This window comes from Micromonospora sp. NPDC049102 (genome assembly GCF_043197485.1).
GTDB lineage: Bacteria > Actinomycetota > Actinomycetes > Mycobacteriales > Micromonosporaceae > Micromonospora.
Map to the genome: position 1 here is coordinate 17,296 of NZ_JBICTE010000014.1, position 23,658 is coordinate 40,953.

The window sequence follows — 23,658 nt, forward strand, 5'->3', positions numbered from 1 at the left end:
CGCCGTTCAGTAGTCCAGGGCCGCCCGCAGGTAGCGCAGGTCGGCGTGACCGCCCCAGCGATGCGCCGACAGCCCGGCGGCGCGGGCGCCCCGTACCGCCCAGTCCTCGTCGTCGACGAAGAGCACTCGGGCGGGTGGGGTGGCAAGCGCCTGGCAGGCGGCTTGGAAGTACTCCGGGGCCGGCTTGTGCACACCGACCACCGAGGAGTTGACCACCACGTCCAGCTCGCCGACCAGGCCGAGCGCGGTCAGGTCGGCGTCGAGCAGGTCGGTGGCGTTGGTGCCCAGGCCGACCCTGATCCCGGCCGCACGCACCTCGCGGACGAAACCGAGCACCTCGGTGTCCACCTCACCGCGGTAGCGCTGCCACTGCTCGACGGCGTCGCGGGCGCGCTGCGGGCTGCCGACCGACTCGGTCAGGGCGTCCGCCACGCTCGACACCCACTCGGCGTGGTTGACCTGGCCGGTGAGCACCGGCTGGAGCCGGCTCCACTGCATCGCGATCTCGCCGAGCACCCCCTCGGAGAGGCCGTACTCCCGCTCGACACCGGCGGCCACCGCCGGATCCCAGCGGCGCAGGACGCCGTCGAAGTCCAGCAGGAGCGCCTTCGCGCGTTCCCGAGCCACTACCCGTTCTCCTCGCCGCGGCCGGGCCGCTGGTCATCCTCGTCGGCCCGGTTGAGCCGTTGACTGATCACTTGGGTGACCCCGCTGCGCATGGTCACCCCGTAGAGGGCGTCGGCGATCTCCATCGTCCGCTTCTGGTGCGTGATGACGATCAGCTGACTCTTTTCCCGCAACTGTGCCAGCAGCGTGATCAAGCGGCCCAGGTTCACGTCGTCCAGGGCCGCCTCCACCTCGTCCATGATGTAGAACGGGCTGGGTCGGGCGCGGAAGATCGCCACCAGCATGGCCACCGCGGTCAGCGACCGCTCACCACCGGAGAGCAGCGACAGTCGCTTGATCTTCTTGCCCGGCGGGCGGGCCTCGACCTCGACGCCGGTGGTGAGCAGATCCTCGGGGTCGGTGAGGATGAGCCGGCCCTCGCCGCCGGGGAAGAGCACCGTGAACACCTGCTGGAACTCGCGCGCGGTGTCCTCGAAGGCGCTGGCGAAGACCTCCAGGATCCGCTCGTCCACGTCCTTCACGACGGTGAGCAGGTCCCGACGGGTGGCCTTGAGGTCCTCCAACTGCTCGGAGAGGAACTTGAAGCGCTCCTCCAGCGCGGCGAACTCCTCCAACGCGAGCGGGTTGACCTTGCCGAGCAGCGCCAGCTCCCGTTCCGCCTTGGCGGCGCGCTTCTCCTGCACCGGCCGCTCGTAGCGGACCGGCTCGGGCACCGGCAGGCCATCGCGCTCCGCCGCCGCCACGTCCGCCTGCGTCGGCGGGACGGGCTGGGTGGGGCCGTACTCGGCGACCAGGGTCTCCACGTCCAGCCCGAAGTCCTCGGCGGCCTTCGCCTCCAACTGCTCGATGCGCAGCCGCTGCTCGGCGCGGGCCACCTCGTCGCGGTGCACCTGGCTGGTCAGCCGCTCCAGCTCCGCGCCGAGGCGCTTGGCCGCTCCGCGTACCTCCTGAAGCTCCGCCTCGCGGGCGGCGCGTTCGCGCGCGACGGCGTCGCGGTGCTGCTCGGCCGCCGCGATCGACGTGGTGAGGCGGGTGAGGGCCGCGCGGGCCCCGCCCGCGACGGCCCGGGCGATGCCCGCACCCCGGGTGCGCGCGGCCCGCCGGGCCGCGGCACGCTCCCGGGCGGCCCGCTCCGCGGTGGCCTGGCGGGCGAGGGAGTCGGCCCGGCCGGCGATCGAGGAGACACGCTCCTCGGCGGTACGCACGGCGAGCCGGACCTCCATCTCGTTCTGTCGAGCCTGCGGCACCATCGCGGCGAGCTGGTCCCGCTCCTCGGTGGAGGGCTCGGCGTCGACCGGGGTCTCCTCGGCCAGCCGCAGCCGCTCCTGGAGCTCGTCGAGCGTGGCGAGGTCCCGTTGCCGGGCGGCCTCGGCGCGGGCGTGGGACTCGCCGAGCCGGTCGGTCTCCGCCTTGGCGGAACGGGCGGCCGCGCCCAGCTCGGCGAGCCGGCGGGCGGCGGCGTTGCGGTGGCTCTCCGCCTCGCGCTTCTCGGCGGCGGCGTGCTGCACGGCTTCCTTCGCGGCCGTCACCTCGGCGCGCCCCTCGACGAGTTGGTCGCGCAGCTCCGCGCCGGTCCGCTCGGCGGCGAGCCGGTTGGTACGGGCCTCCTCGACGGCCGCCTGCACCTCGATGTAGCTGGGTGCCTTGGCCGATCCGCCGGCCGCCGCGTACGCCCCGACCACGTCACCGTCGGGGGTGACGGCCCGCAGCTCGGGGTTGCCGGCGACCAGCTCGGCCGCTGCGGCGAGATCGTCGACGAGCGCCACGTCGCGCAGCGCGCGGTGCACCGCCGGACGGATGTCGGGCGTGCACTCCACCAGGTCGGGGGCCCAGCGGGCGCCGTCCGGCAGCTTCGGGCGCAACGCGTCGGCCGACCCGGTCATCCCGGGCCCGGCGGGACTGCCGACCAGCAGACCGGCCCGACCGGCGTCGGAGATCTTCAGCAGCCGCATCGCCTCGACGGCCTCGTCGATGCCGGTGACGGCGACCGCGTCGGCGAGGCCGCCGAGCGCGGCGGCCAGCGCGGCCTCGTTTCCGGGCGCCACGGTGAGCAGCCCGGCGAGACTGCCGAGCAGGCCGGGTACGTCCCCGGCGCGGGCCAGCAGCGCACCGGCGCCGTCCTTGCGCCGCAGGCCGAGTGCCAGGGCCTCCTCGCGGGCCTTCCAGGTGGCGGCGTCCTTCTCGGCGGCCCGCTCGGCGTCGGCCAGCGACCGTACGGCCGCCTGCGCCCGCTCCTGGACGGCGAGCGCCTCGGCGTGCCGGGCGTCGAGGTCGGCGTTGTCGCGGTCCGCCTCGGTGGACTGGGCGGCCACCGCGTCGAGGTCGGCCTGCGCCTGCTCGGCGCGGCCCAGCGCGTCGGCGTGCGCGACCGCGAGCCGTTCGATCTCCTCGCCGGCGCTTGTCGTCCGGGCCCGGGCCGAGTTGACCTGACCGGTGAGCCGGGCCATGCCCTCGCGCCGGTCGGCGATGGCCTTGGCGGCGGCGACCAGCTCCCGCTCGGCGGCGGCGAGCTGACGTTCCAGCTCCTGGCGGTGCTCGACGGCCTCGGCCAGCCGGATCTGGTCGTCGGTGAGCGCCGCGCGCAGTTCCTCCTCCTGCTCGCGGACCCGTTCGGCCTCGGCCTCCAACTGGTCGGGGTCGCGGCCGGGTCGCTCGTCGTCGCCGGTGGCGCTGAGGTGCCGCAGCCGTTCCCGGGCCAACTGCTCGATCGAGCGGAAGCGCTCCTGCAGGGCGGACAGCTTGTACCAGGTGTCCTGCGCGGCGGCGAGCAGCGGCGCGTCCTCGGCGAGGGCGGCCTCCAACTCGCCGAGCCGGCCCTGCACCTCGGCGTGCTCGCCCTCGATCTGCTCGCGCCGCTCGCGCAGCGCGGTCTCGTCGGCGATCTCCCGATCCAGGGTGGTCCGCAGGGTGGCCAGATCGTCGGCGAGCAGTCGCAGACGCGCGTCGCGCAGGTTGGCCTGGATGGCGGCCGCGCGCCGGGCCACCTCGGCCTGCCGGCCCAGCGGCTTGAGCTGGCGGCGCAGCTCTGCGGTGAGGTCGGTCAGGCGGTTGAGATTCACCTGCATCGCGTCGAGCTTGCGCAGCGCCTTTTCCTTGCGCTTGCGGTGCTTGAGGACGCCGGCCGCCTCCTCGATGAACGAGCGGCGGTCCTCCGGCTTGGCATGCAGCATGCCGTCGAGACGGCCCTGACCGACGATGATGTGCATCTCCCGGCCGATGCCGGAGTCGGACAGCAGTTCCTGGATGTCGAGCAGTCGACAGGAGTTGCCGTTGATCTCGTACTCGCTCTCGCCGGAGCGGAACATCCGGCGGGTGATGGAGACCTCGGTGTACTCGATGGGCAGCGCGCCGTCGGTGTTGTCGATGGTGAGGGTGACCTCGGCCCGGCCCAGCGGGGCGCGGCCGGCGGTGCCGGCGAAGATGACGTCCTCCATCTTGCCGCCGCGCAGCGCCTTCGCGCCCTGCTCACCGAGCACCCAGGCGATGGCGTCGACGACGTTGGACTTGCCGGAGCCGTTCGGGCCCACCACACAGGTGATCCCGGGCTCCAGCTTCAACGTCGTGGCGGAGGCGAAGGACTTGAAGCCCTTCACCGTCAGGCTCTTGAGATACACCTTCTCGATCCTCGTCCGGTGGCCGCCGTACCGTCGCCGGCTGCGGGGACCTGGGTGAACCCGCAGACTAACCCGGTGGCGGGACCGACCCGGCACGCGACCCGCCCCGAGCCGTCTCGACGACTCGCGCCACCCGTGACCCGGGAGCGGACCGTGCTGTCGTCGCGGTGGTCACCGAAAGACAAATACCGCTCACGATGGGAGTGCGCTTAGGCACGTTCCGTTGAAATTGCGGAGCGCGGAAAACGTGCGGCCGCTTACAAGATCACAAATGGTCGGCCGCCAAAGGGGCCGGACAGCGTTGCGCGCCGGCACGGAGGTGTCGGCGCGCATTTTTGCGGTGGTGCTGAGATTCAGTTTTGCGAACCGAAGATCAGGTCAGCGCCGGCTCGGCGAGACGAAGCAGGTCGTCCGCTTCCGCCGCAGCCGCCGCGAGCCGATCATTGTCGGCACGCAGACGCGTGATCTCGAACTCCAGTGCCTGAACCCTGGAACGCAGTCGGGTGACCTCGTCGAGCAGACGCCGATCGGGCGCTGCACCTACGTGGCCGTAGAGGGCCTTCGCCATGCTGACTCCTTGATATGCGCTGCCGGAAAGGCCGGCCAACGCGCGCCCATTAAGTACGCGGCTGTCATTCCAGGTGTATCTGGGCATGACCGGGCGCGACTGGCGACACCTATATATTGAGCCGCAAACCCCTCCTTCGTCAAGTTCTCGCAGGCCGTAGATCATCTCTACGTCGACCTGTCCACTTGTCGGGGGGCTGCCGCAAGGCACGGACACTCTCTGTCCGGACCCCTTTACTGTACGCCCGTATCCCCGGAAGTCAGCGCCTAGACGTCCGACTTCCTCTTAACTCTTCCTTAGCCACGTTGCCGCAGGTCGCGGGCGAGTCGTAGCGTCACCCGGGCCCGCAACCGACCCCGTGGAGGCACAGGCGTGTACGGCTCAACCGACCCGATGGACCCGAACGGCGCCCCCCGGCGCGCCGGGCGGCCGACCGACGAGCCGGACTGGTTGAGGGACCGCCCGGAGCCCCGCTCGGCGTACCTGTTCGGTGACGACCCCGACCAACCCGGCGACGAGTGGCACCGCGCCGAACCCACCGCCCACTGGCAGACCTCCCCCGTGGATGCGCCGACCATGGGCCGGCCCGGCCACGAACGGGCCGACGAGCCGGCCGGTGACTGGCACCACGACCACGGGCTGGCGGAGGTCGCCGACGGTTGGCGTACCGAGGCCGACGCGCTCACCACCGACGGCTGGAACACGACGGCCGGCGACGGGCGGACCGGCAGCGGACGGCACCGCTCGCCCCGGAACTGGCGTCGCCCACTCATGATCGGCGGCGCGGCCGCGGCAGCCACCCTCGTGGTGAGCATCGGCGTCGGCGCGCTCGCGATGCCCGGCAACGGCACGGAGGACGCACCGAGCGCCGTCGACGAGACCGTCGCCGCCGCGCCCGCGGTCCCCTCCGACCCCGCGACGGGCGACACCCTGGTCGCACCCTCCCCGACCAGCTCGCCCAGCCCGACACGGCCGAGCCCGTCGCCGAGCAGGGTCGTCAAGCCCACCCCGGCGTCGTCGCGGACCACCGCCACCTCGCGCCGCGGCGCCGATCGCAGCACCGCCCCGAGCACCACCAGCGGCGCCGGAGGCACCAGCGGCACCGTCAGCGACCAGGCGCGCGAGGTGGTGGACCTGGTCAACGCCGAGCGGGCCAAGGCCGGCTGCAAGGCGCTGAGCATCGACGACAAGCTGATGACCGCCGCGCAGCGGCACAGCCAGGACCAGGCCGACCACAGCAAGATGTCGCACACCGGCAGCGACGGCAGCGACACGGGCGTCCGGCTGGACCGGGTCGGCTACGCCTGGCGTACCTACGGCGAGAACGTGGCCTGGAACCAGAAGACGCCGGCCGCCGTGATGGACGCCTGGATGAACAGCTCGGGGCACCGCGCCAACATCCTGAACTGCGCGTTCACCGAGATCGGCGTCGGCATCGCCAGCAGCAACGGGCCGTACTGGACGCAGGTCTTCGCGGCGCCGCGCTGACCGCGCGTCGTCCGCGCCCCCGCGCTCGTTGGACCGATTGGGTACGCCGAGCGTAAGGGTGGCGTACCGGTGGGGGCGGCGACCGGCCGCCCGGGACCCGGGAGCTGCCGATGCGGATCCGGCCGCGGCGACGTCGCGCCGCACGCGCGCTGCGCCGGATCGTGTCGGCCGGCGTCGCGCTCGTCCTGGTGGCACCGGTGTACGGCTGCCGCCGGGAGCTGATCCCGCCCGGCGCGCCCACCGCGTGGCCGGCTGCCCAGGCCCGCCACTGGCAGTGGCAGTGGCAGGTCGACGGTCCCCTCGACGAGACCGTGGACGCCGACGTGTTCCTGCTCGACCCCGTGGCGACCACGGCTGCACAGACGGCCGAGCTGCGCGCCCGTGACCGACGGTTGGTCTGTCAGGTGCCGGTCGGTTCGGTGCGCCCGACCGACCCGGACGCCAGTCGACTGCCGGCCGCCGTGCAGGGCGCACCGGGCCGACAGCCCGGCAGCCGATGGCTGGACGTCCGGGGGTGGGACGCGCTGGAGCCGGTGCTGACCGACCGGTTCCGGCTGTGCCGGGGCAAGGGCTTCGGCGCGGTGGCGCTGGCCGACGCCGACGGGTACGCGCACCGCAGCGGCTTCCCCCTCGGCTTCGACGACCAACTGCTGTTCAACCGTCGCCTGGCCCGCCTGGCCCGCTCGCTCGACCTGTCCCCCGGGCTGGTCAACGACGTGCCACAACTCGCGGCCCTGGCACCGGACTTCGACTTCGTCGTCAACGAGGAGTGCGTCCGGCTGGACCAGTGCGCCAAGCTGTTGCCGTTCGCGGACGCCGGCAAGCCCGTCTTCCACGTCGAGTACGTCGGCACGACCGACGACTTCTGCGTCACGACCGTCGGCTACGGCTTCGCGTCGATCCGCAAGGAGCGGGCGTTGGACGCCTGGCGGGAGCCCTGTCCCCTGCCGTGACCGCCCGGTGCCGCTACGGCACAGGCTGCGCGACCGGACGGCCCGTGCCGGGCCGCGAGTCGCGGCCCGGCACGGGGGACGATCGGTAGTTCAGGAGACGGGCACCAGCTCCGGGGCGGGCGTCGGCGGGTCGGTGGGAGCAGGCTCCGGGCGCTTGCGGAGGAACCGCGGAGCCCACCAGTTCGCGTCACCGAGCAGGGTCATGAGAGCCGGCAGCACCACTCCCCGGATGATCGTGGCGTCCAGCAGGATCGCCGCCGCCAGGCCGATGCCGAGCTGTTTCATGTCGATCGTGCTCAACGTGGCGAAGATCGAGAACACTCCGACCATCACGATCGCCGCGCTGGTCACCACCCCCGCCGACGAGGTGATGCCGTACGACACCGCGTCACGGTTGGACATGCCGGCCCGGACCCCCTCGCGGATCCGACTCACCACGAACACGTGGTAGTCCATCGAGAGGCCGAAGAGCACCACGAACAGGAACAGCGGCAACCAGGAGACGATCGCTCCCATCGACGTGAAGCCCAGCAACCCCTCCGCCCACTCGCCCTGGAAGACCAGCACCAGCAGGCCGTACGCGGCACCGGCGGAGAGCAGGTTGAGCACGATCGAGCTGGCCGCCACCACGACCGAGCGGAAGGTCAGCGTCATGACGAGGAACGTGAGCACCAGCACGAAGCCCATCACCAGCGGCAGCTTGTCGCGGACGTGCGCCGCGTAGTCCTCGCTGTCGGCCACGCTCCCGCCGACCGCGTACCCGATCCCGGGAATGCCCCGCAGTTCGGCCGGGACCAGGTCGGAGCGCAGCTTTTCCAGCGACTGGACCGACCGGTCGTCGCGGCTGGCGTACGGGGTGGGCACGTCCAGCACCGACACCCGCCGGTCGGCCGACACCTTGATCTTCGGGCCGTCCTCCTCGGTGGGGGCGAACAGCGGATCGCCGGAGGCGCGGGCGGCCAGGTCGGTGAGGGCCGCGCCGACCCGGTCGGCCTGCTCGGCCGGCGCGCGGACGGCCACCACGTGGTTGGTGCCGGTGCTCGGGAAGGCGGCGGTGAGCCGGTCGTACGCCTGCATGGCAGGGGTGGTGCGCGGCAGGTCCTCCATGCCGGGGAACTTCAGCTTCATGCCGAGCGCCGGCGCGGCCAACGCGAGCAGCAGGCCGACCGAAATGACGAGCGTCGCCACCGGCGCACGCAGCGCGGGCCGCAGCACCGCCGGCCAGAGCCGGGGGGCGCGCGCCTCGCCGTGCCGTCCCGTGCGCGGCGCGGTGAGGCGCCAGAGCAGCGGCACCCGGGGCCGGTCGACCCAGCGGCCCAGCCTGGCCAGCAGGGCGGGCAGCACGGTCAGCGAGCCGGTCACCGCGACGGCGACCACCAGGATCGAGCCCACGGCCAGGGACGAGAAGACGACGTCACCGGCGAGGAACAGCCCGGCCATCGCGATGATCACGGCGACCCCGGAGACCACCACGGCGTGCCCGGAGGTCTCCGCCGCGATCTCCACCGCGTCCAGACCGGAACGGCCCTTGGCACGTTCCTCACGTTCGCGCCGGATGTAGAACAGCGAGTAGTCGACACCCACCGCCATGCCGATCAGCAGGATCACCGGTGACGTGGTGTCGGTGGCGGGCACCAGATGCGAGGCCAGTGTGGACAGGCCCATCACGGCGGCGACCGACGAGAGCGCCAGCAGCACCGGCACGCTCGCCGCGATCAACGCGCCGAACGCGATGATCAGGATGGCCAGGGTCACCGGCAGGCTCAGCAACTCGGCCCGCTCGAAGTCCTTGCCGAGGGTGTCGTCGAGCGCCTGTCCGATCGAGGGTCCACCGACCTGCTCGATGCGGAGCTGCGGGTGCGCGCTCTGGACGGTCGCGGTGGCGTCGCGCAACGGCTGCACCCGGTCCGACGCGGTATCCGGATCGCCGGACATGGTGATCGGCAGCAGCAGCGCCGAGCCGTCCCGCGCGGTGACCGGTGGGCCGATCTCGGCAACCCCGGCGACCGTACGCAGCCGGGCGGACGCGTCGTCGGCGGCCGCCTTCGCCGCCGCCGGGTCCAGGGTGCCGCCCCGGGAGGTGATGAGGACGTTCTCCACGGCCGGGTCGTCGAAGGCCCCGCCGTCCACGATGAGGCTCGCCCGCCCGGCCTCGCCGATCGCCTGGTCGCCGCTGGTCGCCTCGTTGAGGCCGGCGGCGCTGCCCCCGACGAAGCACACCGCCACGAACACGACCCACAACGCGATCGCCCGCCACGGATGCTCGGCACTCCACCGCGCCATCCGCACCGTCACCGGTCTGCTGCCCATCAGTGCCCCCCTGTCACGTCGACCGCCCGGTCGACGGTGCTGACGTTAGGAGCGTGACGAGGTGGTGACATCGGGGAACGGCCCCCGTTCACCCCGGAGTCGGTCCGCCGAGGGCGGCGGGTCCGTCGGCCGGGCATCAACCCGCGATTCGGACGTACGCCGGGGTGCTGCCCGGAGCGTCCGGCCGCGACCCGCCGACGCCGACCCGGAGCCGGCTCCGGGTCATCCCCGAAGGGCACCCGGAGGCCGGGGCTGGCAACGCGGGCAGCTGTACGAGGAACGGTTCATGAAGGACTCGCGCCGGATCGGCGTACCGCACCGCCGGCACGGCTCGCCCTCGCGGCCGTACGCGTTCAGCGCCCGGTCGAAGTAGCCGCTCTCGCCGTTGACGTTGACGTAGAGGGCGTCGAAGCTGGTGCCGCCCTCCTTGATGGCCTCGGCGAGCACGTCGCGGGCGTGGCCGAGCAGGCGCTGCGCGGCCGGGCCGGTGAGGGCGTCGGTGGGGCGGGCGCCGTGCAACCGTGCGCGCCACAGCGCCTCGTCGGCGTAGATGTTGCCCACCCCGGAGATCAGCGTCTGGTCGAGCAGTGCCCGTTTCACCTCGGTCCGCCGGCGTCGCAGCGCGGCGACGAAGGCCTCGTCCGAGAACTCCGGGTCCATCGGGTCACGCGCGATGTGTGCGATCTCGGCGGGCAGGTCGGCGCCACCCTCGCTGACCGCGAGCCCGCCGAACGTGCGCTGGTCGACGAAGCGCAGCTCGGGCCCGTCGTCGGCGAAGCGGAACCGGACCCGCAGATGGGTCTCGTCGGGGGTACCGGGCGGCTGGAGCAGCAGCTGACCAGACATGCCGAGGTGTCCGACCACCGCGTCGCCGCTGTCCAGCGGGAGCCACAGGTACTTGCCGCGCCTGCGCACGTCAAGGATCGTCCGATCCGCGAGCACGTCGGAGAAGTGCGCGCCACCGGGTACGTGCCGCCGGACGGCACGCGGGTGACGGACCTCGACCGAGGCGATCCGCCGGCCGGTGACCCACTGGGCCAACCCCTGCCGGACGGTCTCCACCTCGGGCAACTCAGGCACGACGGGACCCCTGCTCCTGCGCCACGTCGGCCGGCATCACCTGCGCCAGGTGATCGGCTTCCTCGCTGCGGGCCGCCTGCTCGGCGCGCTCCAGCGGCCCGGCCGCCCCACCCTGGTCGCCCTCGTCGCGCCGATCGTCGGACGCCTGCTGGTCGGCGGGCTCGTGCTCGTCCGAGAGCATCCGCCAGGCAGCCTCGGCAGCGCGCTGCTCGGCCTCCTTCTTGCTACGCCCCTCCGCGCCGCCGTACCTGTTGCCGGCCACCACGACCCAGGCCGTGAACGTCTTGAGGTGGTCCGGGCCGGTGCCCTCGATCCGGTACTCGGGCACACCGAGGCCGAGCGCGGCGGTCAACTCCTGGAGGCTGGTCTTCCAGTCCAGGGCAGCGCCCCGACCGGCCGACTCGGCCATCAGCGGGTCGAAGAGCCGGTGGATCACGACCCCGGCGGTGTCCAGCCCGTACTGTAGGTAGATCGCGCCGAGCAGTGCCTCCAGGGTGTCGGCGAGGATGCTCGCCTTGTCCCGGCCACCGGTGCTCTCCTCGCCCTTGCCCAGCAGCAGGTACGCGCCGAGACCCTCCGGGCCGAGGCCACGAGCCACGTCCGCGAGCGCCCGCATGTTGACCACGCTCGCCCGGAGCTTCGCCAACTGCCCCTCGGGCAGGTCCGGGTGGTTGTGGAACAGGGCGGTGGTGATCACGACGCCGAGCACCGAGTCGCCCAGGAACTCCAGTCGCTCGTTGGTCGGCAGGCCGCCGTTCTCGTACGCGTACGAGCGGTGGGTCAGCGCGCGTTGCAGCAGGTCCGGCTCCAGGCTGACGCCGAACGCGGCTTCCAGGTGAGCGACGGACGCCCGCCGCCGCTTGTCGTTGCTCATGATGTGCGTACCTCGGTGTCGGTGGAGCGGTCGGTGCGGTCCGTCGCAGCGTCGCCGTCGAGCAACGCGGAGACCAGATCGGTGGCGCGCCGCCGCCACAGGTGAGCGGCGAGAGCGATGCCGGAGGCGACGTCGCCGGCGCGGGCGGAGCCGTGACAGACGACGACGGTCCCCGCGACGCCCAACAGGGCCGCCGCGCGGGGCGCGCCGCCCTCGGCCGGTGGGCCGCCGGCCATGGCGTACGCGCCCTCGATGGCCTTGAGCAGCACGTTACCGGTGAAGCCGTCGGTGACCACCACGTCGGCGCGCGCGCCGACAGCCACGTCGTACCCCTCGACAAGGCCGACGTAGCGCGCTCCGGCGGGCAGCGGTTCGACGGCGAGCAGAGGGTCGGTGGCCCGGCGTACCCGATCGCCCTTGCCGGCCTCGGTGCCCACCGAGAGCAGCCCGACCCGGGGGGCGGCGATCGAGTGGGCCACCGCGGCGTACGCGGCGCCGAGCACGGCGTGCCGGGCGAGGGTGGCGGGGCGGGGTTCGAGCGAGCCGCCCACGTCGAGCAGGATCACCGGACCGGCGACCGCGGGCAGGGTGGCGACCAGTGCGGGCTGGCGGATCTCCGGCCAGCGCCCGAGGCCGAGCACGGCGGCGGTCACCGTGGCGCCGGTGGCGCCGGCCGAGACCAGGGCGTCGGCGGTGCCGTCGCGGACGGCGGTGACAGCGGCCCGGACGGTGCTCTCCGACCGGGCCGCGTTGGGATGGTCGGCCATGCCGACGACGACGCGGACCGGGCGGACCGTGATCCGGGCGCGTTCGGCCGGGACGAGGGCAGCGATCAACTCGTCGGCGACCTCGGCAGGACCGACGAGCAGCAGGTGCAGATCGGGGTCGGCGCGCATGGCCCGCAGAGCGCCGTCAACCACGACGGCGGGAGCGTCGTCCCCGCCGAGGAGGTCAACGGCGATCCGCGCGGCGCCCGGCTCCACCGGAACACCGGCCGGGTTGGGCCGGCCGGTGTCGGAGGGAGCCGGGGCACCGGGCGAATGCCAGGGTGCGCGCGCCGCCCGACCTGGGGTCGGGGGCGTCACTCGGCGTCCAGGTCAGACCTCGAGAACCTGGCGGCCGTTGTAGGTGCCGCAGACGGAGCAGGCGGCGTGCGGCAGCTTCGGGGACTTGCACTGCGGGCACGCGACGGTCGCGACCACGGTCGCCTTCCAGTTCGCCCGGCGGGACCGGGTGTTGCTGCGCGACATCTTGCGCTTCGGGACGGCCACGGTTCTTACTCCTCTGTAACGGTCAGTTGCGACAGGCCCGCCCAACGCGGGTCGATCTGCTGGTGACTGTGGTCGGCCGGCAGATCGTCCCAGTGCGCCCCACATTCGGGGCACAACCCTGGGCAGTCCTCCCGGCAGAGCGGGTTGGTCGGCAGCGTGAGCACCAACGCGTCCCGCAGCGCCGGCTCCAGGTCGATCAGATCGCCCTGCATCCGGCCCACCTCGTCCTCGTCGGTCGTGATGTCCGTGGTGCTGTTCTCGTACGCGTACAGCTCCTGGATCGTCACGGCCATCGATTCGTTGATCTCGCGCAGGCAACGCCCGCACTCGCCCCGGATGGGACCGGTGATGGTCCCCGAGACGAGCACACCCTCGGACACCGACTGCAACCTCAGATCGAGGTCGAGGTCCGCGCCCTCCGGCACGCCGATCAACTCCACACCGAGGTCCACCGGTGCCGGCACGACCCGCTGGACCTCACGCAACGCACCAGGGCGGCGCGGCAGGTCTCTCGTGTCGAGGACCAGCGGCGACCTGGGGTCGAGTGTCGATGGCGAGTGCTTGGGCATAGTAAGACTCCGGCCGGTGAGAGGCCGACAAAAAAGGTTACCTGGGCGACCCCCGGACCGTCGAACCGGGGGCGACGCCCGACCTCGAATGTCGGCTGGTGAGGTGCCGCTCAGAAGGGTAGCGGGCGTTCCGCCTCATCCCCACCGAAGGTGCCGATCTCCCGCAGCGCGTGCATCTTGTCGCGGCCGCGTTCGATCGAGGCGAGGGCCCGGGTGAGGAACTGCTCGAAGTTGGCCAGCGCCGTGTCGACGTAGTCGTCGACCTCCTCACGCAGGCGCTGCGCCTCGGCACGGGCCTCGGCGATGATCCGGGCACCCTCGTGCTCGGCCGAGACGGTGATCTCGTTCACCGAGACGAGGCGGGCGTGTTCTGCCTCACCCTCGCTGATGATCCGGTCCGCCTCGCGCTTGCCGGCGTCCATGATCTTGTCGCGCTCCTCCAGGAGCGCGGCGGCGCGGCGCAGGTCGGCGGGAAGGTCCGCGCGCATCTCGTCCAGAGCGGCGATCATCTCGCCCCGGTCGACCATGCAGTTGTTACGCGACATCGGGACGGAGCGCGCCTGCTCCACCATGGCGATCAGTTCGTCGATGCGATCGAGCGGGTCCACCGGTACCTCACTCCTGTCGTTCGTCGGCCGACCTCCATGATGCGGGCTACGGCCGGTTCCCCGCTGCGCCCATCATGTCGTGCCCGTCCCACACGATCCCCCACCACCCCAACCCGGCGCGTCGCGAACCCGTCACTCCCGGCTCCCCCCACCCCCGCCCCCGCCCTCACCCCCGCCTCGTCGATCTTGCAGTTGCTGTCGCGACAAAACGGTGCAGAGTGGGCAATGCGGCGACCGAAAGTGCAAGATCGCGGAAGTGGTGCGGGTCAGCGGCGCGGACCCAGGCGAGCTTGCAGGGCCTCGCGGACCGGGTCGGGGACGTGGGCCGAGATGTCGCCGCCCCACTTGGCCACGTCCTTGACGAGGCTGGAGGAGAGGAACGAGTAGAGCGGGTTCGTCGGCATGAAGAGCGTCTCGACGCCGGCCAGCCCGATGTTCATCTGGGCCATCTGCAACTCGTAGTCGAAGTCACTGACCGCCCGCAGACCCTTGATCAGGACGCTCGCCTGCTGGGCCCGGCAGAAGTCGACGAGCAACCCCCGGAACGACTCGACCCGCACGTTGTCGTACGAGGCGGTCACCTCGCGGAGCATGTCGATCCGCTCGTCGACGGTGAACAGGCCGCTCTTCGACTGGTTCACCAGCACGCCGACGATCACCTCGTCGAACAGCCGACTGGCGCGGCCGATGATGTCGAGGTGCCCGTTGGTGACCGGGTCGAACGAGCCGGGACAGACCGCACGTCTCATGATCGGCGACCGTACCAAAGGGTGGTCTCGCCGTACCGGCGACTGCGCTCGGGGGTGATCCCCTGCACCCACTCGAAGTCCCTGGTCCGGCGGGACCGCTCCACCACCACCAGCGCGTCGGGCGCCAACCAGCCGCCATCGACGAGCGTCGTCAGCAGCGCGGTGATCTCCTCGTCGGGCACGGCGTAGGGCGGATCGGCGAAGACCACGTCGTACGGCCCACCGTCGGGCCCGGAGGCCAGCACTGTCGCCACCCTGGCGGTGACCAGGCGGACGGCGGGACCGGCCCGCAGGGTCGCCACGTTCTCCCGGATCACGCGGGCCGCTCTCGCGTCGGACTCGACAAGCAGGACATGCGCGGCGCCCCGGGACAGCGCCTCCAGCCCGACCGCGCCGGAACCGGCGTACAGGTCGGCGAAGCGCGCGCCGTCAAGGTCGACCTCGGCCTCGATCGCACTGAACAGCGCCTCGCGGACCCGGTCGGAGGTAGGTCGGGTGCCGGCGCCGGGCGGCGCGGCGATCCGCCGGCCACCGAGCGTCCCGGCCACGATCCGGGTCACCGTCTCCTCCTGCTCATGACCACGACGCTACGCGACAGGTCGCACCCACCGGCCGACACGGTCAGTACCGCCACGCAGAGCATGTGATCACTTCTCGTATATCTATGATCTCAAGTTCATAACATCAGTCTTAGCTAATCCTGAGCGCTGTATCACGCGCGGCGATATCGCTAGGGTCTGCCGGGTGCCGGCGGCAAACCGTCGGCCCACGGCTCGGGAGGGCGCCTCTCCGATCGGACGTGCCACGACCGTCCACTGTCTCTCCCGTGCCACACCCCTGACGCTTCAGCACTCCAGGAGTACCCGTGATCCGTCCCAAGCTGTCGCTCCGGCGACCGCTGGCCATCCTGGGAGCCGCCATCGTCGGCCTCACCGGGGTCGTCGCGGTAGCCGCCCCAGCCAGCGCACACCACACCGAGATCAGCGCCACCGCCGAGTGTGACCGGCTCACCGGTGAGCGCGTGATCACGTGGAAGGTGTTGAACAGCGAAGCCAACAAGGACGCGACCATCCAGAGGGTGACCACCGACCCGGCAACCCCGGTGACCTCGCTGGTCGAGGGGGTGAAGGAGGCGAAGCCGCTGCAGGGGCTGATCATCCCGATGGCCTCCTACAAGCTGGCCACCCAGCGCGTGCCCGGCAACACCACCAAGGCCCACCTCCAGGTCTACGCTGAGTGGATCAAGGCGGGGAAGGTCACGGCGAATCACACCGCCAACGGTGACATCAACCTCGCCGCGGACAGGTCCTGCACCCCGGCCCCGAAGTGCATCGACGCCAGCAAGGCCAAGTACACCCACACGTTCGACGGTCCGAAGGGCACCGCCACCGTCAAGCTCGACGGTGACCTGCCGCTCTGCGGCGAGGGCAAGCAGTACTTCACGCTGGTGTCGTACTTCGCGCCCCGGCCGCAGTTCGCCACCCCGCAGTACGTCTACGGCACGCCGGACAGCGACTGGATCGGTGGTACGCAGACCGAGATCACGCTGAACGTCGAGATCCCGGACTGCCACACCCAGGTCGACCTCATCTGGGGCGACAAGGACCAGGTCATCGACGAGATCGTCGACGGCGGCAAGCGTTACGACAACAAGAAGCTCGGCTCGCCAGGCGCTCCGGGCAACCGGTCCAAGGGCCCGCAGGGTTGGTACAACGGCGGCAGCAAGAGCTGCGTCACCCCGGCCTCGACGTTCGCGTCCAAGTGCGACGGTTCGGTCGCCGTGTCGCTGAGCAACGACGGCAAGATCAGCAAGTACGCCGTCGAGTTCGAGGTCAAGGGCGAGAACGGCTTCACCAAGAAGGTCTCCGTCGCCCCCGGCAAGGCCGACACCAGCATCGTGGTGCCCGCCGCCGACGCCGGCAAGATCGAGGTCCTGGTCGACGGCAAGGTCATCGAGAACGGCACGTACTCCTGGGCGCGTCCCGAGGACTGCCCGCTGCCGGCCGTCACCACGAAGGCCGACTGCAAGGAGTTCGCCCTCACCGTCACCAACCCCGAGGGTGGCCTGCCGGTGAAGACCACGTTCACCTACGGCGACAAGACCGAGACCCGTACGGTCGCGGCCGGCGCCTCGGAGACGGTGACCTTCAAGGCCGGCAAGGACAAGACGGCGATCGTCGCCCTGCCGGACATGGACCTGGAGCTCGAAGCCATCTACACGCCGGAGGGCAACTGCGGCGGTAGCGGTGGCGGCGGCGAGGACGAGCCGGGCCTTCCGGTCACCGGTGCGGCTGCGGGCGGCATCGCCGCCGGCGCGATCGCCCTGCTGATCGCGGGCGCGGTGCTCTTCGTCATCGCCCGTCGGCGTCGGGTGACCTTCACCGCCTGACCTGACCTGCGCTGAAGCCCGAGGGCGCGTCGACCACCCGGTCGGCGCGCCCTCGGTCGTTGTGCGGTGACAGCAGCCGACTGTGGCCAGCGACCAAGTGCGTTCGCCCTGCCGAAAGCAGGAGCGAGCCCACCACTGCACCGACGTATCGGCGCTACCCGAGTTATTGAAGGTGTCGCACCGCGCTGGGTATGACCAGGGCATAGTCGGACGGTGGCATTTGTAGCGGAACGCCGAGTTGTACACATGCATGGCGCACAGGCTGACCTCCGACCTCCGACCCGCACGGCGTAGAGGTTCGCGAGATTCGAAGGCGTGGCAGATACGCCTAAGTAAAATGCAGCCAGGCTGGTCGAGGGTCACCTTCGGCTACGCGTAGGCCCCCTCACGCAGCAACTCGCCGACCTGGACGAACGGCGCATCATCGCCACCGAAGACTTCATCGACGCCCGGCTCGCGCTCGGCGCCAGCAGCAGTCTCCTGCGCGATATCCGCGCCCTCGTGCTCGACCAACCCCTGCGCGACCGTCCGTGGGAACAGCTCATGCGAGCGCTGTATCTCACCGGCGACCCGGCGGGAGCCCTCGTGACCTACCAGAAGGCGCGCGCGTCATTCAGCGAGGCGCTCGGCATCGAGCCTTCCCGGCGTCTCCAACAGCTACAGGGCTCGATCCTGCAACGCGACGACAGCGCCATCGCCCGACTCGCCCTGGCATAAGGATCACGTCAGCCCTTCGCCAGTTGCTCGGTGCAGCCGCCCCGCCCATCGCGACGTGGTGCTCTCGTCATCGCCCAGCAGTGTCGGGAGACTCCATCCCTGATCGGTCCTGAAGCCCGAGGGAACGCCAATCACCCAACTGGCATGACGGCGGCAGCTCAGCGCCAAGGGAGTCCACCCCGCGCGTCGATCCAGTGCAGTACGACCGGAGGCCGTCGGTGGCATCTCAGATGCGATGCCACCGACGGCCTTGATCGGCACATCAGGCGCTCACCCCTCGACGGGGTCGGAGAGTCAGCGGGCGAAGTAGCGGTTGGACTCGGGGCGGTAGAGCAGCACCAGCACGGCGATGTCGATGATCGCGACGAGCACGTTGAGCACCAGGTGCACCGTCCCGAAACCACCCTCGACGTCTGCCAGACCGACGACGGTCCCGATGAGCTGCAGGACGGCAAGAATCGTGAGCACGGTTCGGGCCCAGCGCGCGCCCGCACGCATCTTGAAGGCGACGAGGAACTGGAGGATCACGAGGACTACGGCGAAGGCTACGGCACCCCAGACGGCGCCCGTGCCGGCCGCCTCCGCCTCTTCCCGCCCGCCGTCGAAGAGGGAGACCACGTTGCTGAGTAGCGCGAGCCCGATCACCAGCAGGGTGAGACGGAACGCGTTGCGCACCGCGCCGGGAACGCTCTGTTGCACCTGAGTTGCCTGCATGGAACACCACCTCTTGTCGACGGACCACATCGGACGGACATCGTCCGATCGACAAGATTTCTAACCGCTGAGCAACACCCGCAAACCCCCTAATGTGGAAATTTTTCCCCTAACTTGCTAAGCCAGCAAATTAGGGGATATCTCGTATCTGAGCACCGAGTCAGCCAGCTCGGACGATCCCGATGAACCGACCAGCGACATCCAGCAGTTCCGGGACCGACGCGCATGCCTGACCAAGGTCGATGAACGCCTCGTCGAGGCCGAGGGCGGACGCCTCCCGCACGTACGAGGCGGTCTGCTTCAACGCGTCGTCCGACACGCCGGTCGGCTCGACGTTGATGCGCAGCGGCGCACGGAGGGTCGCCGGGTCCCGGCCAACCCCCTCCCACTCGGCCCGCAGAGCGCCCCACAGGTAGGTCAGGTTCTCCATCGGCATCTGGACGGGCAGCCAGCCGTCCGCGCTGCGGGCGATACGCTTCAGAGCCGGCGGGGCGAATCCCGCCAGCAGGATCGGCGGGTGCGGCCGTTGCGCCGGCTTGGGCTCGATCGTCGTGGGCACGATGTCGAAGTACGTCCCGTGATGCTCGACGACCTCCTGCGTCCAGATCGTCTTCAATACGTCCACGGTTTCGTCGAGGCGACCGCCACGGTCCTTCCACGGCACGTTCACCGCGCTGTACTCGTCGTGCAACCAGCTGATGCCGAAACCCGCGTCGACCCGGCCGCCGCTGAGGATGTCCAGGGTCGTCAGGGTACGAGCCAACAGGACGGGCGGGTACCACAACGCGTTGAGCGTGCTCATGCCGAGCCGCATCCGCTCGGTGTGCGCGGCGGCGAAGGTCAACGCGGTCAGCGGATCGAAGTACGTCTTGAAGGGTGCCGGCATGGGCGCCCCGGGCACGCCGCCGTAGCCGTCGCTGGGATCGAGCGGCGCGAGGATGCGATCACCCGTCCAGAGACTGTCGTAGCCCATCGCCTCCGCCGTACGGCTGACCTCGACGACGGCTTCCTTCGTCGTGAACGTGCCGTAGTGGGGCAGGCTGATCCCGATCCGCATGAACTTCTCCTGGCACCGTTCCTGGCGGCTGACGAGGACCGCCAGCACACGTCAACGTTCGGAAGTCAAGCACCACCGCCGTGACGGCGTCTGGACACTCACTGGACGTGCACCAGGGGCGTCCGTCAGCCCTTTTCCAGGTACTCCGCGCGATCCTCGTCGACGAGCGCGGCCACCGACGCGGCCAGCGCCGGGTTGCCCGTCAGCTCCGGATCGTCCCCGATGAGGGTGATGGCCTCGGCGCGGGCGTCGCGGATCAGGTCGGCGTCGCGGCGCAGCGACAGCAGCCGCAGGTGTGAGCGGTGCCCGGACTGGGTGGCCCCCAGCACGTCACCCTCGCGGCGCTGCTCCAGATCCAACTCGGCGAGCTTGAACCCGTCGCTGGTGGAGGCGACCGCGTCCAGCCGTTCCCGCGCCGACGACCCCTCGGCGGCCTCACTCACCAGCAGGCAGAGCCCGGCGGCGGCACCCCGGCCGACGCGGCCCCGGAGCTGGTGCAGTTGGGAGACACCGAAGCGGTCGGCGTCCAGCACGATCATCACGGTGGCGTTGGGCACGTCGACGCCGACCTCGATCACCGTGGTCGCCACCAGGACGTCCAGGTCGCCGGCCGCGAAGGAGCGCATGACCGCGTCCTTCTCGTCGGCCGGCAGGCGGCCGTGCAGCACCCCGATCCGCAGACCGTGCAGCGGCCCCTCGGCCAGCAGCGGGGCCACCTCGGTCACCGCCAGGGGTGGCCGGCGTCCGTTGTCGTCCTCCGGCGGCGGCTCCTCGTCCGTCGTCGGACCGTCACCGATCCGCGGGCACACCACGTACGCCTGGTGGCCGGCGGCCACCTCCTCCCGCAGCCGGCGCCAGGCCCGGTCCAGGAAGGCGGGCTTCTCGGCGGCCGGCACCACGTGCGAGGCGATCGGCGACCGGCCCCGGGGCAGCTGGGAGAGGGTGGACACCTCCAGGTCGCCGTAGACGGTCATCGCCACCGTGCGCGGGATCGGGGTGGCCGTCATCACAAGCGTGTGTGGCGGCTGGTCGGCCTTGGCCCGCAACGCGTCGCGCTGCTCCACCCCGAAACGGTGCTGCTCGTCGACCACCACGAGACCCAGGTCGGCGAAGTCGACGCCCTCGTAGAGCAGCGCGTGGGTGCCGAGCACGATCCCGGCGTTGCCGCTGGCCACCTCGCCGAGCGCCCGTCGGCGGGCCGCCGCCCCCAGCGAGCCGGTGACCAGCTCGACCCGGGTGGCGTGCTCGGCGGAATCCAGCTCACCGGCCCGCCCGAGGGGCCCCAGCAGGTCGAGCATGCCCCGGTGGTGCTGGGCGGCCAGCACCTCGGTGGGCGCCAGCAGCGCGGCCTGTCCGCCGGCGTCGACCACCTGGAGCATGGCCCGCAGCGCCACCACGGTCTTGCCCGAGCCCACCTCACCCTGCAACAACCGGTGCATCGGGTGCGCGGCCGCCAGGTCTGCGGCGATCTCCTCGCCCACGTCACGCTGACCGGCGGTCAGCTCGTACGGCAGACGGGCGTCGAACGCGTCCAGCAGCCCGCCGACGCGCGGCGGGCGGGGCCGGGCCGGCCAGTCGGCGGCCCGGTGCTTGCGCTGCACCAGGGTCAGCTGGACGGCGAACGCCTCGTCCCACTTGAGCCGGTGTCGGGCCCGGTAGAGCTCCTCCTTGCTGGACGGCCGGTGGATCTCCCGCAGCGCGGTGCCCAGGCCGACGAGTTTGCGGTCGGCCCGCACGGTGGCCGGCAGTGGATCCTCCGGCGGCGTGAACGTGTCCAGCACGACGCGTACGCAGCGGGCGATCACCCAGGTCGGGACGGCAGCCGCCGCCGGGTACACGGGGATCAGCGCGCCGGCGAACTCCTCGATTTCGTCGCTGACCGCCGCCTCGCCCTCACCGCCCTCGCCGAGCAGGACGTACTCCGGGCCGTTGAGCTGCCGTTTGCCCCGGAACTCGGTGACCTTGCCGGCGAACAGCCCCCACCGACCCGGACGCAGCTCCCGTTCGCGCCACGCCTGGTTGCCGAAGAACGTCAACGTCAGCACGCCGCCGGAGCCGTCGCCGACGGTCACCTCGAGCAGATTGCCCCGGCGCTGGCGCATCGGCCGTACGGCGGTGCGCTGCACCTGGGCCAGGACGGTGACCTGCTCGCCGACGTCCAGCGAACGGATGTCGGTGTGCTCACCACGCTCGTCGTAGCGGCGCGGGAAGTGGTAGATCAGGTCTCCCGCCGTGTGCAGGTCGAGCTGGGTGGCCAACGCCTTTGCCGTCTTGTCACCGACGAGCTTCTTCAGCGGCGTGTCCACCGTGGCCGGCTCACTCATTCGACCCCCACCAGGAGCGGATAGAACGGCTGACCGCCCGGGTACGCGTGCACCTCGACGAACGGCCAGCGCCGCGCGACGTGCGCGCGGACGGCGTCGGTGAGCCCGGCGGGGGCGTCGACGCCGGCGAGCAGGGTGACCAGCTCCCCGCCGCCGCCGAGCATCCGGTCGACCACGGCGGCGCAGGTGTCGGTGAGGTCGTCGCCGATCAGGTGCACCTCCCCCTCGACAAGCGCCAGCACGTCCCCGGGGCGGCAGGGGCCGGCGACCGTGAGCGCCTCCCGGCTGGCGTGGCAGACCTCGGCGTAGCGGCACGCGCCGGCCGCCTCGGCCATCGCGATCACGTCGTCCTCGAAGCGACGGGTGCCGTCGCGGACCGCGAGGGCCGCGAGGGCCTGCACCGGCGATCGCGTCGGCACCACGCTCACCTTGACGCCGTGCCGGTGCGCCTCGCGGGCCGCGGCGCTGGCGACCCCCACCGTGTTGGCGTCGTTCGGCAGCACCACCACCCGCGATGCACCCGTGCCGCGCACTGCGGCCAGCAGCTCACCCGTGGACGGGTTGCCGGGCACCACCGTCGCGCCCTCGGCGGCGAACAGCTCGGCGATCCCCGCGCCGGTGGCCACCACCACGGCCGCGCGGCCGTCCTCGGTCGGGCCGCCGGGCGGCTCCGGCTGGTCGGCGAAGCGGGTCACCGAGATCCGGTACGGGCGGCCGGCGGCGATACCCGCCTCGACCGCCGCGCCCACGTCGTTGACGTGCACGTGCACGGTCCAGGTGCCGTCCGGCTCACGCCCGTCGCCGACGACGACCAGCGAGTCGCCGAGCGCGGCCAGCGTGCCGCGCAGCACGGCCACCGCGTCGGCGGGAGCGTCGAGCAGGTACTGCACCTCGTAGGCGTACTCCTCGGAACCGGTCTCGCGCGCGACGGCGACCGCCGGACGGGCGGTGCGCGGCGCCGGCGCGGGCGGGATTGCGCTCTCCCCGGTGAGCACCTCGACCAGGGCGTCGAGCAGGACACAGAGCCCGCGCCCGCCGGCGTCGACGACGCCCGCGTGGGCCAGGGCCGGCAGTTGCTCGGGGGTACGGGCAAGCGCGTCGGCCGCCGCCCGCGCCGCGCCCTGGGCCACCACCGGCAGGTCGTCGCTGGCCGCCTGCTCGGCTCCCGTGGCCGCTGCGGCGACGACGGTGAGCAGGGTGCCCTCGACGGGACGCCCGACCGCCGTGTACGCGGCGGCGGCCGCCGCCCGCAGCGCGACGGCCAGGGCCTGCCCCCGCACCGCCGGCACGGCGACGACCGCGTCGGCGAACCCGCGCAGGATCTGCGAGAGGATGACCCCCGAGTTGCCCCGCGCCCCCAGCAAGGCGCCCTGCGCCATCAACCGCAGCGCGTGCCCGTGGGCGGTGGAGCCGCTGTCGGGGAGGGTGTCCAGGTCCATCGAGAGGGCCTGCTGGGCCGAGGTGAGGGTGAGCACTAGATTGGTGCCGGTGTCACCGTCGGGCACCGGGTAGACGTTGAGCTGGTCGATCTCACCCTGGTGGCGCTTGAGCGCGACCAGGCCGCTCGCGCACCAGCGGCGGACCGCGACGGCGTCGAGGGTGTCCAGCACGGGCAGAAGCCTACTGGCGCGCGCCGACACGCGTCGGACTCGTCCGGCGTGTCCGGTTGCCCCGGCGCCCCACGGGCCACCCCCGGCCCGACCAGGCGGTCTTCGCCCGCCAGGTACAGTGGCCGCCGGAACCAGC

General features: G+C 71.8%; 21 protein-coding genes. 4 read left to right on the forward strand and 17 right to left on the reverse strand.

The features are described from left to right. Window positions 1–6: 6 nt before the first annotated feature. From ACGFH9_RS15995 to ACGFH9_RS16005, 3 genes are all read right to left on the reverse strand, one after another. Window positions 7–627 carry an HAD family hydrolase gene (locus ACGFH9_RS15995; RefSeq protein ID WP_393219463.1) on the reverse strand — a complete coding sequence of 207 codons (621 nt, stop codon included), beginning with the start codon at window positions 625–627 and terminating at the stop codon, window positions 7–9. After that, on the reverse strand, window positions 627–4,241 hold the full coding sequence (gene smc / locus ACGFH9_RS16000; RefSeq protein ID WP_393219465.1) for a chromosome segregation protein SMC: 3,615 nt from the start codon (window positions 4,239–4,241) through the stop codon (window positions 627–629). The genes ACGFH9_RS15995 and smc overlap by 1 nt, the downstream gene beginning before the upstream one ends. A gap of 373 nt (window positions 4,242–4,614) precedes the next feature. Further along, complete coding sequence (locus ACGFH9_RS16005; protein WP_030487463.1) at window positions 4,615–4,809, reverse strand: hypothetical protein; 195 nt, start codon at window positions 4,807–4,809, stop codon at window positions 4,615–4,617. Between the two features lie 372 nt (window positions 4,810–5,181). Between ACGFH9_RS16005 and ACGFH9_RS16010 the strand changes: the two genes are divergently transcribed. Then, a complete protein-coding gene (locus ACGFH9_RS16010; RefSeq protein ID WP_393219468.1) occupies window positions 5,182–6,297 on the forward strand; it encodes a CAP domain-containing protein in 1,116 nt (371 codons plus the stop codon). Window positions 6,298–6,407: 110 nt separating this feature from the next. After that, a complete protein-coding gene (locus ACGFH9_RS16015) occupies window positions 6,408–7,250 on the forward strand; it encodes an endo alpha-1,4 polygalactosaminidase (RefSeq protein WP_393219471.1) in 843 nt (280 codons plus the stop codon). 90 nt (window positions 7,251–7,340) lie between these two features. Here the strand turns inward: ACGFH9_RS16015 and ACGFH9_RS16020 are convergent, their stop codons facing one another. The 9 genes from ACGFH9_RS16020 to rsmD form a co-directional block, all read right to left on the reverse strand. Next, entirely contained in the window at window positions 7,341–9,560 is a 2,220-nt protein-coding gene (locus ACGFH9_RS16020; protein ID WP_393219474.1) for an MMPL family transporter, read from the reverse strand. A 222-nt stretch (window positions 9,561–9,782) separates the two neighbouring features. Then, on the reverse strand, window positions 9,783–10,640 hold the full coding sequence (gene mutM, locus ACGFH9_RS16025; protein ID WP_393219477.1) for a bifunctional DNA-formamidopyrimidine glycosylase/DNA-(apurinic or apyrimidinic site) lyase: 858 nt from the start codon (window positions 10,638–10,640) through the stop codon (window positions 9,783–9,785). After that, a complete protein-coding gene (rnc, locus tag ACGFH9_RS16030) occupies window positions 10,633–11,514 on the reverse strand; it encodes a ribonuclease III (protein ID WP_393219480.1) in 882 nt (293 codons plus the stop codon). Before rnc ends, mutM begins: the two co-directional genes overlap by 8 nt. Continuing rightward, entirely contained in the window at window positions 11,511–12,497 is a 987-nt protein-coding gene (locus ACGFH9_RS16035) for a phosphate acyltransferase PlsX (protein ID WP_393219483.1), read from the reverse strand. Before ACGFH9_RS16035 ends, rnc begins: the two co-directional genes overlap by 4 nt. Before the next feature lie 114 nt (window positions 12,498–12,611). Next, window positions 12,612–12,785 (reverse strand): 50S ribosomal protein L32, encoded by a 174-nt coding sequence (gene rpmF, locus ACGFH9_RS16040; protein ID WP_030335284.1) that lies wholly within the window; start codon window positions 12,783–12,785, stop codon window positions 12,612–12,614. Between the two features lie 5 nt (window positions 12,786–12,790). Beyond that, a complete protein-coding gene (locus ACGFH9_RS16045) occupies window positions 12,791–13,354 on the reverse strand; it encodes a YceD family protein (protein ID WP_393219486.1) in 564 nt (187 codons plus the stop codon). A 110-nt stretch (window positions 13,355–13,464) separates the two neighbouring features. Beyond that, entirely contained in the window at window positions 13,465–13,962 is a 498-nt protein-coding gene (locus ACGFH9_RS16050) for a hypothetical protein (protein ID WP_234590503.1), read from the reverse strand. A 266-nt stretch (window positions 13,963–14,228) separates the two neighbouring features. Beyond that, entirely contained in the window at window positions 14,229–14,711 is a 483-nt protein-coding gene (coaD, locus tag ACGFH9_RS16055; protein ID WP_393219489.1) for a pantetheine-phosphate adenylyltransferase, read from the reverse strand. Beyond that, complete coding sequence (gene rsmD / locus ACGFH9_RS16060) at window positions 14,708–15,271, reverse strand: 16S rRNA (guanine(966)-N(2))-methyltransferase RsmD (protein WP_393219492.1); 564 nt, start codon at window positions 15,269–15,271, stop codon at window positions 14,708–14,710. The genes coaD and rsmD overlap by 4 nt, the downstream gene beginning before the upstream one ends. A gap of 305 nt (window positions 15,272–15,576) precedes the next feature. On the opposite strand from rsmD, the gene ACGFH9_RS16065 reads away from it, so the two are divergent. Beyond that, the gene (locus ACGFH9_RS16065; protein ID WP_393219495.1) at window positions 15,577–17,100 is read left to right on the forward strand and encodes a cell wall anchor protein; all 1,524 of its coding nucleotides are present in this window, start codon (window positions 15,577–15,579) and stop codon (window positions 17,098–17,100) included. A gap of 369 nt (window positions 17,101–17,469) precedes the next feature. Here the strand turns inward: ACGFH9_RS16065 and ACGFH9_RS16070 are convergent, their stop codons facing one another. Continuing rightward, window positions 17,470–17,613: a hypothetical protein gene (locus tag ACGFH9_RS16070; RefSeq protein ID WP_393219497.1), complete on the reverse strand. Its 144-nt coding sequence runs from the start codon at window positions 17,611–17,613 to the stop codon at window positions 17,470–17,472. On the opposite strand from ACGFH9_RS16070, the gene ACGFH9_RS16075 reads away from it, so the two are divergent. Next, window positions 17,542–17,817 (forward strand): BTAD domain-containing putative transcriptional regulator, encoded by a 276-nt coding sequence (locus tag ACGFH9_RS16075; protein WP_393219714.1) that lies wholly within the window; start codon window positions 17,542–17,544, stop codon window positions 17,815–17,817. The genes ACGFH9_RS16070 and ACGFH9_RS16075 overlap by 72 nt on opposite strands. Window positions 17,818–18,111: 294 nt before the next feature. On the opposite strand, the gene ACGFH9_RS16080 is transcribed toward ACGFH9_RS16075, so the two are convergent. From ACGFH9_RS16080 to ACGFH9_RS16095, 4 genes are all read right to left on the reverse strand, one after another. Then, window positions 18,112–18,531 carry a hypothetical protein gene (locus tag ACGFH9_RS16080; RefSeq protein WP_393219500.1) on the reverse strand — a complete coding sequence of 140 codons (420 nt, stop codon included), beginning with the start codon at window positions 18,529–18,531 and terminating at the stop codon, window positions 18,112–18,114. A gap of 160 nt (window positions 18,532–18,691) precedes the next feature. Beyond that, window positions 18,692–19,636: a TIGR03619 family F420-dependent LLM class oxidoreductase gene (locus ACGFH9_RS16085; RefSeq protein WP_393219503.1), complete on the reverse strand. Its 945-nt coding sequence runs from the start codon at window positions 19,634–19,636 to the stop codon at window positions 18,692–18,694. 77 nt (window positions 19,637–19,713) lie between these two features. After that, window positions 19,714–21,912 carry an ATP-dependent DNA helicase RecG gene (gene recG, locus ACGFH9_RS16090; RefSeq protein ID WP_393219505.1) on the reverse strand — a complete coding sequence of 733 codons (2,199 nt, stop codon included), beginning with the start codon at window positions 21,910–21,912 and terminating at the stop codon, window positions 19,714–19,716. Beyond that, window positions 21,909–23,522, reverse strand: a complete 1,614-nt coding sequence (locus ACGFH9_RS16095) for a DAK2 domain-containing protein (protein WP_393219508.1) — start codon at window positions 23,520–23,522, stop codon at window positions 21,909–21,911. Before ACGFH9_RS16095 ends, recG begins: the two co-directional genes overlap by 4 nt. Between the last annotated feature and the right edge of the window lie 136 nt (window positions 23,523–23,658).